Raw genomic sequence first — 13,749 nt, forward strand, 5'->3', positions numbered from 1 at the left:
TCAGAGCTTTTCCCTGGTTCGCGGATCGAGGAACGCGTTGACAAGATCCGAGAGCGTCGTAGCGGCAACGATAAGGAACGTGGTGACCAGCACGACGCCCATCACAATCGGATAGTTGCGCGTATTGACCGCGTTCACGATCAAAGCCCCGATGCCAGGTCTCGCGAAAACCACCTCGATAAAGACAGCGGACGAAAGCAGCCACGCGATGCCTACCCCGAGTATGGTCACGGTTGGCAGGATCGCGAGCGGCAGCGCGTAGCGCGCAACGATACGCCATTCCGAGATTCCGAAAGAGCGGGCCATCCGTATGTGGTTTTCCCCCAAGACCTCGAGCATGGATGCCCGGACCAGCCGGGAAATGTAGCCGACCCAGCCAATCCCTACGGCGAAAGCTGGGAGAATGAGATAGATAAGTCCATCCCAGAATCCATTGCCGGCTCCGATTGCTGGCAACCAGCGCAGCGTTACGGCAAAAATCAGCAGCGCGTAGACCGCCACGACGAAGGAAGGAATTGCGATCGTCGCGACCGTCAGGACGCCGGCCACCTGGTCGACCACCGAGTTACGCCTTATCGCCGAGTAACAGCCGAGCGGCACGGCTATCACGATCGCCCATAAGATCGAGATCAAAATCAGTTCGATCGTATAAGGCAGTTGGTCGAAGATTATGTCGGCGACAGGCCTCTGGCTGAATACGTCATAACCGAGATTGCCATGAAGCAATCCGCCGAAGAACGTGATGATCTGCACAACGAGCGGTTTGTCGAGTCCCATCTGCTGATGCAACAGCGCCTTCACTTCGGGCGTTGCCCGTGGTCCGAGCATAACCGCGGCAGGATCGCCCGGCACCGCATGAATCATCAGGAACAGAAGCGTCACCGCGATCACAATGATTGCGATAGAGAGGGCGATCCGTCGCACGAAATAGAGCCACATCTCGGTCAGACCATTCGAGCCTAAACCGGCGAGAAATCGAGAAACAACGGGTATCCATCCGGCCGCGTTGCGGCTTGCATTTGCGTGGTGCGATACATGACTGCATGGGCCCCATGGGTCAGAAACCGGAAGGCGCCGGATTCTTCCATTATATCCTGCATCTCACGGTAAAGCTTCGCCCGCTCGTTGGAATCCTCAACCGTAATCGCTTCGGCGTAGAGCTCATCAAAGCGCTCGCTGCGGAAGCGCATCCAATTCCAGACGCCAACCTGATCTTGGAGGAAGCTGCCGGTTGCATAGGAGGGTTCAGGCAGACCGGAGAAGGCCAGTATGACAAGCTGCATGTCCTTCCAGCGTTCACCTTCAGATTCCATGCCGAGAGTCTGGAACGAGCCGGAATCCTGGACATTGACCTCGACCGTGATGCCGATCTGCGACAATTGTGCCTGCACGATCTGGGCAATGGTCGAATGAGTGCTCGTGTTCCGGCAATCGATGGTCAAGCTCAGATCGCTCACCCCCGCTTTGTCCAGGAACTCCTTGGCCTTTTCGAGATCGCCTTCCGGTGGGACGAGCGCCTTGTCGCGGTGCCCGACAATACCTGGAGGAATGGTGCCCGTCGCGACGTCGACCTCACCGGAAAAGGCGGCATCCAGTATCTGCGGCACATTGATCGCCCATTGGATCGCCTTGCGGATATTGATGTCCTTCAGCTTCGGGTGATCCATATTCATGCCGATCCAGTGATACCAAAGTGAGGACGTTTTCTCGACCTTGGTGTCGGCAGGTGGGTTGCTCCTAAAGGTTGGAAGCGAATCCAGACTGATTTCAGTAAAATCGATGTCGCCCGCCTGATAGGCGCGCTCGGCCGCCTTGTCGTCGTCGATCGGCAGGATGCGGATTTCATCAAATCCCGGCTTCGGCCCTGACCAGTCCGGATTGCGTGTCAACAGCACATACTGGTTCGGCTTCCACTCGGCGAGCACATACGGGCCTGAGAAAGCGGGCGGCTTCATGCCGAAATTACCGCCGTCCGTGGTTGCCTTCATCACCGCATTCTCAGATACGATATGGCCAGCGCCAAAGGGAAGCGCGATGTTCCAGAGCGGGACGTAAGGCGTATTGAGTACGATCACGCCAGTATAGTCATCTTCTATCTCGACACGGTCGAGCGGCCCCCAATCCGACTTTGCCGCCGAATTGTGCTTCATGATGCGCTCGAAAGAGAATTTGACGTCCTTGGCGGTCATCTCACCATATCCGCCAGTGAACGCGATGCCTTTCTTCAGGCGGAAGCGGATATGCGTCGGGTCCACCTGCTCGAGCTTTTCCGCCGCCTCGAGTTCCCAGCCCCATTCGGAACCTGGCTTGAAATGCGTGAGCTTCGAATAAATGCATTCCATCACTTGGACATCGATTGTACCCTGGAAGAACGCTGGATCGAACGTGACGATGTCACGACTGGAACGCCCTTTAAGCACCTTGCCCTCCGCTGCCCAGATGGCCTGCGAGAGCGGCATGCCGGAGGCTATGATGCCTCCTCCGAGCGCGGCTCCAGTTTTCAGAAGAGTTCGGCGGCTCAAGCTGCGCGCAATAACATCCATGATCTATTCCCCTTTCTTAAGCTTCTGTTAGAGAGAGCGTGCCCTCAAGGGAACCATGACGTTTCGTGGAAGTCCACAATCTTCTCAAAAAAACGGGAACAAGTATTCCGAAATTTGATAATTTAACTGCGCCCGACCCGGACTAAGCGTTTACCGTCGGAGTAACGCATATTTGCCGTAGATGCCTTGTCGCGGCCGACGACGCTCCACAAGTTCGGTCCTATTTTGTTCCCTCCCTTTGCCTCGGCGTTGTGGCAACGGTCACACGCGCGGGTAGTGTAGGTTCGGCTTTTCTCGACATCGGCAGAAGCCAACTTCATCGAGATCGGGGCTGCTATTGGCAAGACATGCCGTGCGATATGAGATAGTCGGCAACTTCGCGTTGCCCCCCGCGTTTTGCCAGATGGAGTGGTGTCTTGCCGTCCATTGACTTCGCATTCACGTCTGCGCCGGCCTCGACCAGTGCCTTCACGCAGTCGAGACAACCGAGAGTGAGGGCGACATGAAGGGCGAATTCGCCGCCACGGTCGGAATTTGGATCTGCGTCCCGCTCCAGCAACAGATTTAACAGATCGATCTTGCCTATCCCCACAGCCGCCATCAGCGGGGGACCCCAAGTTGTCTTGGCGTTGACATCCGCACCACGTTCTATGAGCAGTTTTGCCGCTTCGATGTGGCCCATCCAGACCGCAAAATAGAGCGGCGTTGCGTTTCCATCACTCTTATCTATGTCGGCGCCTGCATCGAGCGCCGCCGTGATCGCCGCGACATCGCGCTTCATGGCGGCGTCGTGAATGTCGGCGGCATGCGATAAAATCGGGATGTGTACAAGCAGTAATGGAATGAAGAGCCAGGACACGCGCATTTGGCATCTCCCAAGGCAACCGCAGTAAGCGTCACGCTTTCAAGACGGCAAAAGTATACCGCGAATGCCTGATCGTAACCACGCCCATCGATGGCAATCGATGGCTCAATGAATGTTGGCAGTCCTTGAAAGAATGAAAGTTTTCAGGAAGACCGGCCTACCATAATCGGTCGACCCGCCTTGCCGATCGGATGACGATATCTGGAGGCGGAGCCGATATTTGAATGTGGGCTTGCCGGCGTGATTCAAGCTCCGAAAAGGAACCTGAACATGCGATACGCCTTCACCGAGGCCGAATGGCTATTGATTGCCCGATCCTTCCTTGCAAGCCGCGAGGCGTCCCGCGCGTGGATGACAGGCGCGTCCTGAATGGCATCTTCTGGGTCTTGAGGTCTGGAGCGCCATGGCGTGATCTGCCCAAGTGGACCATATACCACCTGTTACAATCGCTTTGTGCGTTGGCGCTGCGCGGGTGTTTGGGATCGTATCCTGACTGCCATCTCGTATCGAGACGATGCCGAGATTCAGATGATCGACAGCACGATAGTCCGCGCTCACCAGCACGCGACTTGCATCCAGAATGGCTCCGGCGAAGACCTTGGACGCTCCTGCGGAGGGCTGACGACCAAAATCCACGCCGTGGTCGACGCGAATGGCCCCTACCGCTCCACGTCTCAATCACCGGCGGTCAGCAGCATGATAGCTGTCGCACGCGCTCTGCTCGAAGGTTTACCGCGCGGCGGGATGGTTCTCGCCGACAAGGCTTACGACGCGACCGAGATACGAACCTTTGTGAGTTCACGTGGAGGCTGGGCGAACATCCCGCCCCGTCGGAACCGGCGTGGTCCAATCTGCTTCAGCCCGTACCTATCGCCACCGAAACCAGGGCGAACGGTTCTTCAACCGGATCAAGCACTGTCGGCGCATCGCGACGGGCTATGGGAAACACGCCGCTAACTTCCTCGCCTTCGTTAGGCTCGCGGCCATCCAGCTCTGGCTTCGGGTTTATAGTCATCGGGTAATTTGTGGCCGCTTCCCTCGGAGCTGAAACATTGCTCACAGTTCTGGCTGTCGAAGCTGAAGGAAGGAAGCAGCCATGAAACACTATGCCGGACCGGACCTGTCGATGGAAAGCACGCAGGTCTGCATCGTCGACGAAACGGGTCGCAAGATCTCCACGATGAAGGTCGACAGCGTCCCGACATGATTGCTCATGCTTTGAATGCAGCCGGCGGCGTTGAGCGAGCGGTGATTGAAACAGGCCGCATGCCGCATGTCTCCGGCAATCTGTCACGGCCTGCAGGCTTTAGGCGTTCGTGTCGTTTGTATTGACGCGCGGCAAGCCCACCAGAGCCTGAAAGCATTGAAGGCGAACAAGACCGACCCTCATGACGCAGCCGGGCTGGCTCAACTTGCCAGGACCGGCTTCTACAAGGAGGTGCATGTCAAATCTCCTGCCGCTCATTGCGTGCGGAGCGTCATCACGGCACGAAACCATCTGATAGAAGCACGAGTGCGGCTCGTGCAACCTTCGGTTTCAAGCCTGGTCCAGGTCAGGGCAAGGCATTCATCGACCGCGTGATGGAGGCAGCCAACATACCCGGCCTTGGCCAGAGTATCATCGCGCTGATTGCAGTGAGAACAGGGCTGATGGAGCAAATCTGGGAACCTGGATCGGATATTGCGCGAGTTCGCTCACCGATTCCAGTCCTGACGGCTACTCATGAGCATCCTCGGTGTCGGTGTTCAAACCTCTCCCGCTTTTGCCGCAGCCGTCGATGAAGCCGGCCCCTTCGACAATCGAGGAAGCGTTCGAGCCTTGCAGTCGCGCAATTCGACACGCTGCGTTTGCGCCTCATCAAGATCGGGTTCTTCCGCATATTTGGTGCAGGTTGCGGGATTCACGGACGGTGCGATAAGTCCATAGAGTCGGAATCGCAGTCGCGCCGTGATTTGCCCGTGCTCCATGCCTTCCGCTCGTTGATTTCGCTCGAGCTTTCGATTGTCCAAATTCTGCCGCGGGCCGACAGGGTTGTGCTTGTTGCCCGGCCGAAGGCGATGGAATCGTGCTGTCCATGTTGCGGCTGCCGAACCCGCCGCGTCCAGAGTCACTACATGCGCCGGTTGACCGATCTGCCCTGGCAGGGGCGGATTGTCGAAATCCAGCTTCACGCACGACGGTTTCGATGCGCTGATCCACAATGCCCGCGACGGATCTTCACCGAGAGGCTTCCTGAGACGGTTCAACCGAAAGCTCGACGCACGGTTCGACTCGGCGAGAGCCAGCTGGCGATCGGCTTCGCGGTGGGTGGCGAGCCGGGCTCACGCTGTCGGACAGGCTCGCCATGCCGGTGAGCGTCGACACACTGTTGCGGATGATCCGCGCGGCCGGGTTCGAGCCGCCGCAAGCGCCGCGTGTGGTCGGCATCGACGACTGGGCCTGGCGCAAGGGGCAGTGCGTCACTAACTTCTTCATCCAGAGCCTGTAGGTCGTCGTAAAATCCAACGATTGCTACTTCGCCATTCGCATGAGGTTGACGGAATTCGCAGCAATTGCCAAAGCCGATCAAGACTGGCGTTCAGGTTGGCGTCTGCGTGCCTAAGACCCGTTCAACGGTTTGCGGGGATACCCCGTGACTCCCCTCAAGGTAAGACTTTTCCTTTGACGACAGACCGTCTTCCGTTCAAGGGGCGAGCGTCGCGCTCCAATGCTCGCAGTTGTCGCACGCGATAGCTGAGATCTGCTGTTGGTGTCCCGTTCGTTGAACTGCTTCGGAATGACTGAACTGATCGTGTTGCCATCATACGGCGGCCTCGCCAATGCCCCAATGTCGGCGGCACCTTGGACGCCGGCTCGACCTTCCAAAAGCATGTCCACTCGCCCGCTGCGTGCAACCCATATGAAGTTAATGGGTGTCAAAAAACTCCTGAATCTTCGCTGGATCGGTGGTTTTGGTCAGCGCCAACATCAGCAGGATGCGGGCTTTCTGCGGATTGAGCGAGTCAGCCGTGACGAAGCCGAGCGTGTCATCGTCAACTTCGTCATTACGCTCGACAACGACGAAATTGACGCGCGATGCACGGACAAACACCAGCCCCCGCCGTACGGCCTCACCAGCTGCCGCCCGGAGCGACTTTGGGAGGTTACCGTTGCCGGTCCCGGCCCAAACCACGCCTTCGTAACCAGAAACCGCCGCTGCTTCTAATAGATCCGGCGTCACACCTGCGTAGCTGTAAAGGACCGCAACGCGAGGCAAGCTGCTTGAGCTCAAGTGGAGTTTGCTCGCTGATGTGTGTATTCGTGTCGGCATACGAAAGAAAAGCGGATTTGCAGATTTAACATAGCCAAGAGGACCAAGACCTGGTGCCTTAAACGCGTCCAAATTGGATGTCGTCTTTGTCACATCGCGCGCTGAATGAATTTCGGAATTCAGCGTCACGAGCACGCCTTTGCCTCTCGCGTTAGGATTACAAGCGATGGCTACAGCATTGGAAAGATTCGCTGAACCGTCAGCACCGAGGGAATACGGGCGGCGCATGGCTCCAACGACAACGACTGGCTTTTCACTTTCGACAACAAGATTGAGGAAGTATGCTGTTTCTTCCAATGTGTCGGTGCCGTGCGTAACCACCACGCCTTGGATGTCGTCTTCGGACAGCGCGCTATTGATTCGACATGCCAGTTTTAGCCAGTCCTCGACTGAGATGTCGGAGCTTAAAACCTGAGCGACCTGCTCCACCGAGATGGAGGCCATATCCCTGAGCTCGGGAACTGCCTGAACCAGATCGTCCCCACTTAAGGTCGGATCCATTGGCGATGTTTGTGCGATCGATCCTCCTGTTGTGAGAATAAGGATTTTGGGGGCGTTAGATTCCATGCTTTCAACCTCTTCTGCCTCTGGATTTCCCGTTGGAATGGTCTATTGCCGGTTTTCCGGCGCCTCCCTACGCACGGAGCGCACATGAATTGTCGACCTCACTAACTAAAATCCAGCTTTTGAAGAGCCCGAGACGCGGCAAGTGACGATACTCGACGAGATGTTTCTGCGACGCAAGGACGCGGAGAATTGGCGCTCCACATCGAGCGCCGGATCTCGACAGCAAGAGCTGAAGTCACCTGCAATTCACGACATACGAGCTCTTTCGCGACGTCGTGGCCGCTTCTCAAGACAGTGGAGTACCGAGACCACGGCATCGCCCACGAGTATCGATACGGACGCAGCTACGATCCGTATTACAACCTCAGCACCGCCGCTGTCGGGATGCGCCGGCGTTTTGAACACTTCCGCTTCTTTGCCATCTACGGTTGTTTTACTCAGACAAGCATGCGCGGGATTGTACGATTCCAGGTCTTGGTGAAGACTTCCGCTTCGTGTTCGAAGGCCTTGATCTGACCCACAAGCAAATAATCGTCTTTGGACACGCTCACCCGCACAGAGCTCTCGACACGAACGTTCCATTCGTCGCGTTTGAACGCCGTAATGTACTGCGCTTCGATCTTGGCGCTGGTCGGGTCGTGGTCAAGTATTTCCTTGACCTCGCTTTCTGTCGACCACGATTCGGTACCTATGGCGTCAATCCTGGCTCGTCCGCTGCTTTGGGCGTTGCGTATCGTAAGTTTGCCCGTTGCGGCATCCCATTCAGAGACTCTGGTTGGCTCTGGCGCTTCCTCTAACACCGTGCGTCCGGAGGTGGGCTCCGGCGAGAAGGGCGGGCCGAAGGGTTTCAATTCTCGGTCCTCGGCCCGCGGCGGTCGTACCGGCAGCTCGAGTTCGGACAGTCCGGCATAAAGCGTCAGGGTCACCGGCTCGGGCGAGGGCCAGTACAATGGCCAATGTGACGTTGACACGGCAACACGAATGCGCCTGCCCGATTTGAAAACATGGGCACAATCCTCCAGCGGCAGGCGGATGCGATAACGTTTGCCGGGCTCCAGCGCTTCGGGGAACTCATGACTGTCCCGGTGTGTCAGATTCAGCACGTTATAGGTGACGCGCTTTGAAAGACCGTCCGGATCGACCTCGTTGAGCCGAATGGACAAGAGGGCAACCGGCTTGTCGACCGCTAGATCGAGGGTGACCACCGGGGCGCCTAGTATCTCGAAATTGCCCTCGATCGGCTCGGAATCGAATGTCAGCGAGCGAGCGTCGTCAATGCGTTGATCGCCCGGTGCATCCTTGATGCGTCTCGCCGCCCGATCAGGCGCCGTTATTCCGACCGTCTGCAAAGGCTTGAGGACACGCGCTGTTTCAGTCCCGGCATTGCTCTCCAGTCCGTGTTTGGTGAGATAGAGTTTGCGCGGCGTGATGCGCAAGGAAGGCCAACTATCCTCGGCCACCCACCGGCCGGGAATCTGATGCACACCGCGCATGATCGGCTCTTCCTGCATCCATACCTGATACATCGGCTCGTCCATGATGCCGGTATCGATATCCTTGAGCCAGTGATCCCACCAGCGCAGCGACTCGGCGAGCCAGTCTATCGCCGGGCCCGGACCCCGGTCGCTATAGTTCGGATATTCATGGCCCCATGGGCCGACAAGTCCCTTGCGTGGACATTTGAGGTTGGCGAGCATGCGCGCAACCGTGCTGCGATAAGGATCGAACCAGCCACCGACCGCATAGACCGGGCATTCAAACGCACCGTAGTCTTCGCTGATCGAAGCATGCTTCCAGTATGCATCGCGGTGCTGGTGGGTAAGCCAGATCGCGGGGTAGTAGTCCACTTTCTTGAGACGCTCCATCCACATGTCGCGCCAGCGGTCCCCAACAATTGCTGGATCGGGAGGACGGCAACAATAAGCGGGATAAAGGATACCCCATGCAAGCCCGAACATGCCGTCGGCGACCAAACCATTATGGTAGGGCTCTTCGGTATAGCGATCCTCTGTCGAACAAACGGTGATGATCGCCTTGAGTTCAGGGGGGCGGCGGGCAGCCACCTGCAGTGCACTGTAACCGCCCCAGGAGATCCCGAACATACCCACCTTGCCAGTACACCAAGACTGCCTGGCGAGCCACGCGATGATCTCGACGCCATCGTCCTGCTCCTGTTTAGCATACTCGTCCAGCGGCAGCCCCTCCGAATCCCCCGATCCGCGAATGTCCGGCCGCACACAGGCATATCCATGGGAAGCCAAGTAGGGATGGATGGTCTCATCACGTAAGCGCGAACTCCCGGTAAGGCTCGCACCGTCACGCTTGCGGTAAGGGATGTATTCCATGAGCACTGGCACTGGATTGCTCTCGGCGTCCTCCGGCAGCCACATGCGCGCCGCAATCTTGGTGCCGTCAGACATCGGAATCCAGATGTTCTCGATTTCACGCACTTTGCGTGGACCTGTTCGTATTCCGGCCTCGGGAGTTTGGGCGCCAACCGTCGTGGCGCTCAAAAACGCCCCAGCGTCGTTGCCGGCCAGAAGCGCCGCGTTCACATCTCGAGAAACCGTGTGAATTACCGAGCCATCATCGTTGTTCTTTGTGACGCTCATTTAAACACCTTTATCCGTCCATGCGCTGCAATCTAGCTGATAATTTCACAAGCATTCGCTTGTTCAAGAGGCGTAAACTGGCCATCGATGATGCCATCAGGATCTCCTGACCAAGAGTTCTCTCCGCGGCCCCCTACGGGATCGAGTTTGGCGATGTCAGGCGCGCCGCGTGCCTTGAGCATCTTGCCTTCAGAGGCCCAGATTGCCTGCGAGAGCGGCGTTCCGGACACAATGATGCCTCCCAAGCGCGGCTCCAGATTTCAGAACAGCTCAGCGACTTACGCTGCGCATAATGTTATACACGACCTATTCCTCCGTTTGCTTGGCTTTTAGGAGTGTTGGTTGCGCATTTGAGCGCTGGACGACATCTACACTCCCCAAAAACACTCGTGTTGAGCGCCGGCAGTGTCTTTTAAGTCGTCATAGGAATTGGCACGAAGGTACCGGTGCGTCCATCATTTTCTTACGATGCAGCAACTTTTAATCCAAAAAATGATAATTGCGCCTTCGCCGCCAAGGCGGGTGTGCTCGAGGCCCGACCGGCCCAGCCGGAAGTGATAGAGCAGATGGTCAACGGTGACCAGCAATTGTGAGGCCGAGGCGGGACACGTCGGTAAAATCCGACAGCGCCACACGGCCTGTTCATGTATCTGGCGGAAGATGACCTCCTGTTGCTGGTCATGAATAGCCCTCCATGACCGGATACCCGCCCAAGCGTGCGGCGGATGCCTGTCGACAGTTCCGGATGGCGCCGCAACATCTCTCGTAAATAGCGACTGCCCGGATTCCAGGAGCGGCCTTGAGGCGGAATGACAGCGTCAAAAATGTGCTCAAGATGAATCGGGGCGTCGCCGGCCACGCTGCGGATTGTCTTGCGAGGGAAGGCGCGCCTCTTGTCAATTCAGTAAGTTGTCGCCCGGCTAATCGACGCCTTGGCGGCGGATCTCCACAGAGTGTTTTTATTGGTACCTCATAAAGCACTCGTCTGATGATCGGTTCATGGCGACCCGGCACAAAGGTGATTCTCCATCCAGAAAACCAGCACCGCAGTGGACGGCGATCACAAAGACGGCGAGAAGTCGCACCGCGGCGGGAGGTATAACTTCCAGTAGGGCTACGCCCTCCCATCGTCAGACCAACGACGCCGACTCTCTCATGCTGATTGCTGCGCAAGCTGCCAAGCGACGACATACTCGCGAACTTGACGTTATTTGATCGGCAATCCGCCGGGTGCGAATCTGGCTTCTTTTCGGTAAGGCTGATTGCGCAGCGTGCCAAGCTCGGGCGTCGGTGCTTGGGCAACGGCTCCCGGTAAGATGGGAAGAAGAATTCTTGAAGGGTAAGTCTTCGAAGAATAGATGCGGTTGACCGAGGGAACCCCCACCGGCAGACTACCGGTCACCCTGTTGGACACTAGGCCCGGCGCACCGATGGTGAGTTCGAGGCTGTGTCCCTCCCGGACGACGTGTGCGATCGGTCCCAGCATCGACATTCGTATCTCGTAAATTTTGCCCGGTTCTAGCTTCTCGCTTTTGCGAAAGGTCGGAACGACTTCCTCAGCATTGGTTAGCGCCATGTCAATTTCGCGAAATGACGCACGCTGCAGTCCTGATTGAAGGAAAAGCACGTTGCCGTCGGGGTCGACATCTTTCAATGTCAACTCGAGGTCAGCGTCGTCGCCTTCGTCGATGCTGAGAAATAGCGTTACTTCTGGATTTCCAAGCAACGTCATGTCTAATGCTACCGGAGCCGTTCGGTAATTCAAGAGGCCCATGCGCGCGAGGGCGCCCTTAGTCGATTGGAACGAGTAATTGAGCGGGAGGGAGCCATTCGACTGGATTGTTCCCGTGCCGGGTGCTACTTCGGATTGCTTATTGTTGTCGAATTGCTCGGTTCCAATAGGGTAAAGGTACGCCCGCGAGCCTCCCTCCGGACCGGACCCGGGCTTGTCGAGTGAAAGGTTTGCATCCGCGGTGAGATAGAAGGGCCGACGCTTGACTGAAGGTTCCGGCCAAGTCTCATGCGTCGTGGTCCAACCAACAACTGCCTCCTTGGGATCGCCTTCGGGCTCCCGTACCTCCCAAAGTACCTTTACCGGTGGCTCATTTTCTATCCCGTTTTCGATTCCCTTAACCCAACGATCCAGAAACCGTATATGCTCCGCGACTACTTGAGCATAACCCTTGTGTGCTGATGCACTTGCGTGGGATCCGTTCAACAGAAGCAGCTTCTTGTTCTTCACGTCGGGCATGTATCGTGTGAAGACTCGGGGGCCTTCATTGCCAAGGCCCCACTCATCTTGGAACGCGAGGACGATCATCGTAGGCACAGTGATCTTGCCTGCGACCTCCGCTCGAGAGGGACATATCCAGTCCCACCACTCGTCCTTGAACGGATGCTGTCGTATCAAATCACTGAACAATGGATACCTATCGACGAACGCATCGCTCCCACGGTATATGGCGCATTCGGTATCGCCGTGACTGATACGCCATTGCGCGCCGCCCACCTGCATTTCAGCCTCGTTGATAAATGCCCACTGAAGCGCGCTGGGTTGTAGCATCCCGCCCAAATAGGCACAAGTATCGTAGCCGGTCCCAAGGCCTGACGGCACGATGGCCCTAAGATGGGGCGGACGCTCTGCAGCGACCCACATTTGAGTTGTTCCTCCGTACGAATAGCCCACCATCCCTACGGTGCCGTCGCTCCAAGGCTGTTTGGCGATCCACTCGACGACTTCGGCGCCGTGAACACCTTCGATTTTGGAAAACCACTGATCCAATGGGCCTGTCGAGCAACCTGTCCCGGTGGTGTTGGCGCCGACGAAAGCGTAGCCGGCATCGAGAAACGGCTTCGCGACTTCAAAGGGAGTCGCACTTGTTTGATAGCCAGTATACTCGAAGACAGTTGGATAACGCCCGGAAGTGGGACGATAGCAGATGTACGCGATGCGCGTTCCATCCGTCGTGGTCACATAAGATATATCCCGCACCACGTCGGCTTCAGAGAAATTCGGCGTCCTACTGGCGCTAGACTGTTTTGTCATCGTATCCTCCTATGACACTATTTTATTGACTCATTTTGAAGCGTTAGCTCCGCGGCTTCCGCCTGCGCGGACCGCATGCTGCGAAGCGCGCAGCCGGCTATTCGCTGGCAATCAAGGCACTCACTCAGTTTCCGCATTCAAGCAGGCGCACGTATTGACCCATCTGCCCAAGGCTACGGTCGAAACTGGAAGGGCGCGCATGACGTCGTACGCGCGTTATTTGTTCTGGTGTCGCAGGGCACTGCGCACGGAGGCTCCCGACGCGTCAATCATATTCTTATATTGTAACAATTATTATTCCGAAATGTGATAATAAGTCCATTCGCCATAGTTGGATTTCCATCCCGAATCCTCACAGTTCCTCGGCAGTTTGTGACGCTTCGCTCTCCTGACCCGTTAGGCGGCCAGCCCCGACACAAAGAAAAGAGTGTGAGCGCCGACGAAATGCGAAAAAGGAAGACTGTTGTTCTTGTAGAGGCAGTGGGGGCATTGTAGTTGTCGAATGAGGCGGTTCTGCCCTTACTCGCTTGGTCGGTTCGGATGTGGTCTGTGGCGCGGTGTCTCGCCGTCAGCCAGGGCCGCCTGTACAGCAGCCCGCGCGGATCCGGTCGAGTGTCTCGACCACGAGGATACCTTCTCGGACTGCCATGGGCGCGGCCTCCGTCCATCCGCTCGCGATACCGGTCAGAACTAAGCTGTGAACGTAGCTACCGCGGTTGACTGTCAATGCCGCTCGAATTTTCCCCAAAGTGTGCCGAAGTAAAATTCCCCAGTTTCGCCGCTCAGACTGTCGCGGAGGGGTGTC

The 13,749-nt window shown here is 57.0% G+C and carries 11 protein-coding genes and 2 pseudogenes; 4 read left to right on the forward strand and 9 right to left on the reverse strand.

All coding sequences use genetic code 11. The annotated features are described in order from the left end of the window. The 3 genes from NKJ32_RS30895 to NKJ32_RS30905 all read right to left on the reverse strand — a co-directional run bounded on the left by NKJ32_RS30895 (position 1) and on the right by NKJ32_RS30905 (position 3,408). The gene (locus tag NKJ32_RS30895; protein ID WP_352829886.1) at positions 1–939 is read right to left on the reverse strand and encodes an ABC transporter permease; all 939 of its coding nucleotides are present in this window, start codon (positions 937–939) and stop codon (positions 1–3) included. A gap of 20 nt (positions 940–959) precedes the next feature. Further along, entirely contained in the window at positions 960–2,543 is a 1,584-nt protein-coding gene (locus NKJ32_RS30900; protein WP_352829888.1) for an ABC transporter substrate-binding protein, read from the reverse strand. Between the two features lie 334 nt (positions 2,544–2,877). Then, the gene (locus tag NKJ32_RS30905; protein WP_352829889.1) at positions 2,878–3,408 is read right to left on the reverse strand and encodes an ankyrin repeat domain-containing protein; all 531 of its coding nucleotides are present in this window, start codon (positions 3,406–3,408) and stop codon (positions 2,878–2,880) included. 270 nt (positions 3,409–3,678) lie between these two features. Between NKJ32_RS30905 and NKJ32_RS30910 the strand changes: the two are divergent. Together NKJ32_RS30910 and NKJ32_RS30915 are read left to right on the forward strand one after the other, a co-directional pair. Further along, a pseudogene (locus NKJ32_RS30910) lies at positions 3,679–4,456 on the forward strand (IS5 family transposase). A 204-nt stretch (positions 4,457–4,660) separates the two neighbouring features. Continuing rightward, a complete protein-coding gene (locus NKJ32_RS30915; RefSeq protein WP_352829890.1) occupies positions 4,661–4,990 on the forward strand; it encodes an IS110 family transposase in 330 nt (109 codons plus the stop codon). 164 nt (positions 4,991–5,154) lie between these two features. Here the strand turns inward: NKJ32_RS30915 and NKJ32_RS30920 are convergent, their stop codons facing one another. Continuing rightward, a complete protein-coding gene (locus tag NKJ32_RS30920) occupies positions 5,155–5,580 on the reverse strand; it encodes a hypothetical protein (RefSeq protein WP_352829903.1) in 426 nt (141 codons plus the stop codon). Here NKJ32_RS30920 and NKJ32_RS30925 point away from each other — a divergent pair. Beyond that, positions 5,524–5,763 (forward strand): hypothetical protein, encoded by a 240-nt coding sequence (locus tag NKJ32_RS30925; RefSeq protein WP_352829892.1) that lies wholly within the window; start codon positions 5,524–5,526, stop codon positions 5,761–5,763. The two genes, NKJ32_RS30920 and NKJ32_RS30925, sit on opposite strands and share 57 nt — an antisense overlap. After that, positions 5,754–5,897 carry a hypothetical protein gene (locus tag NKJ32_RS30930; protein ID WP_352829894.1) on the forward strand — a complete coding sequence of 48 codons (144 nt, stop codon included), beginning with the start codon at positions 5,754–5,756 and terminating at the stop codon, positions 5,895–5,897. Before NKJ32_RS30925 ends, NKJ32_RS30930 begins: the two co-directional genes overlap by 10 nt. A 417-nt stretch (positions 5,898–6,314) precedes the next feature. On the opposite strand, the gene NKJ32_RS30935 is transcribed toward NKJ32_RS30930, so the two are convergent. From NKJ32_RS30935 to NKJ32_RS30955, 5 genes and pseudogenes are all read right to left on the reverse strand, one after another. Continuing rightward, positions 6,315–7,286: an asparaginase gene (locus tag NKJ32_RS30935; RefSeq protein ID WP_352829896.1), complete on the reverse strand. Its 972-nt coding sequence runs from the start codon at positions 7,284–7,286 to the stop codon at positions 6,315–6,317. Between the two features lie 437 nt (positions 7,287–7,723). After that, the gene (locus NKJ32_RS30940) at positions 7,724–9,898 is read right to left on the reverse strand and encodes a CocE/NonD family hydrolase (RefSeq protein ID WP_352829897.1); all 2,175 of its coding nucleotides are present in this window, start codon (positions 9,896–9,898) and stop codon (positions 7,724–7,726) included. Between the two features lie 32 nt (positions 9,899–9,930). Beyond that, complete coding sequence (locus tag NKJ32_RS30945; RefSeq protein ID WP_352829899.1) at positions 9,931–10,143, reverse strand: hypothetical protein; 213 nt, start codon at positions 10,141–10,143, stop codon at positions 9,931–9,933. 246 nt (positions 10,144–10,389) lie between these two features. Beyond that, a pseudogene (locus NKJ32_RS30950) lies at positions 10,390–10,912 on the reverse strand (IS21 family transposase); the annotation flags it as partial. 193 nt (positions 10,913–11,105) lie between these two features. After that, a complete protein-coding gene (locus tag NKJ32_RS30955) occupies positions 11,106–12,944 on the reverse strand; it encodes a CocE/NonD family hydrolase (protein WP_352829901.1) in 1,839 nt (612 codons plus the stop codon). Positions 12,945–13,749 lie beyond the last annotated feature (805 nt).

The sequence above is a fragment of the Mesorhizobium sp. M0159 genome (assembly GCF_040322295.1).
In the GTDB taxonomy this organism is placed as follows: domain Bacteria; phylum Pseudomonadota; class Alphaproteobacteria; order Rhizobiales; family Rhizobiaceae; genus Mesorhizobium.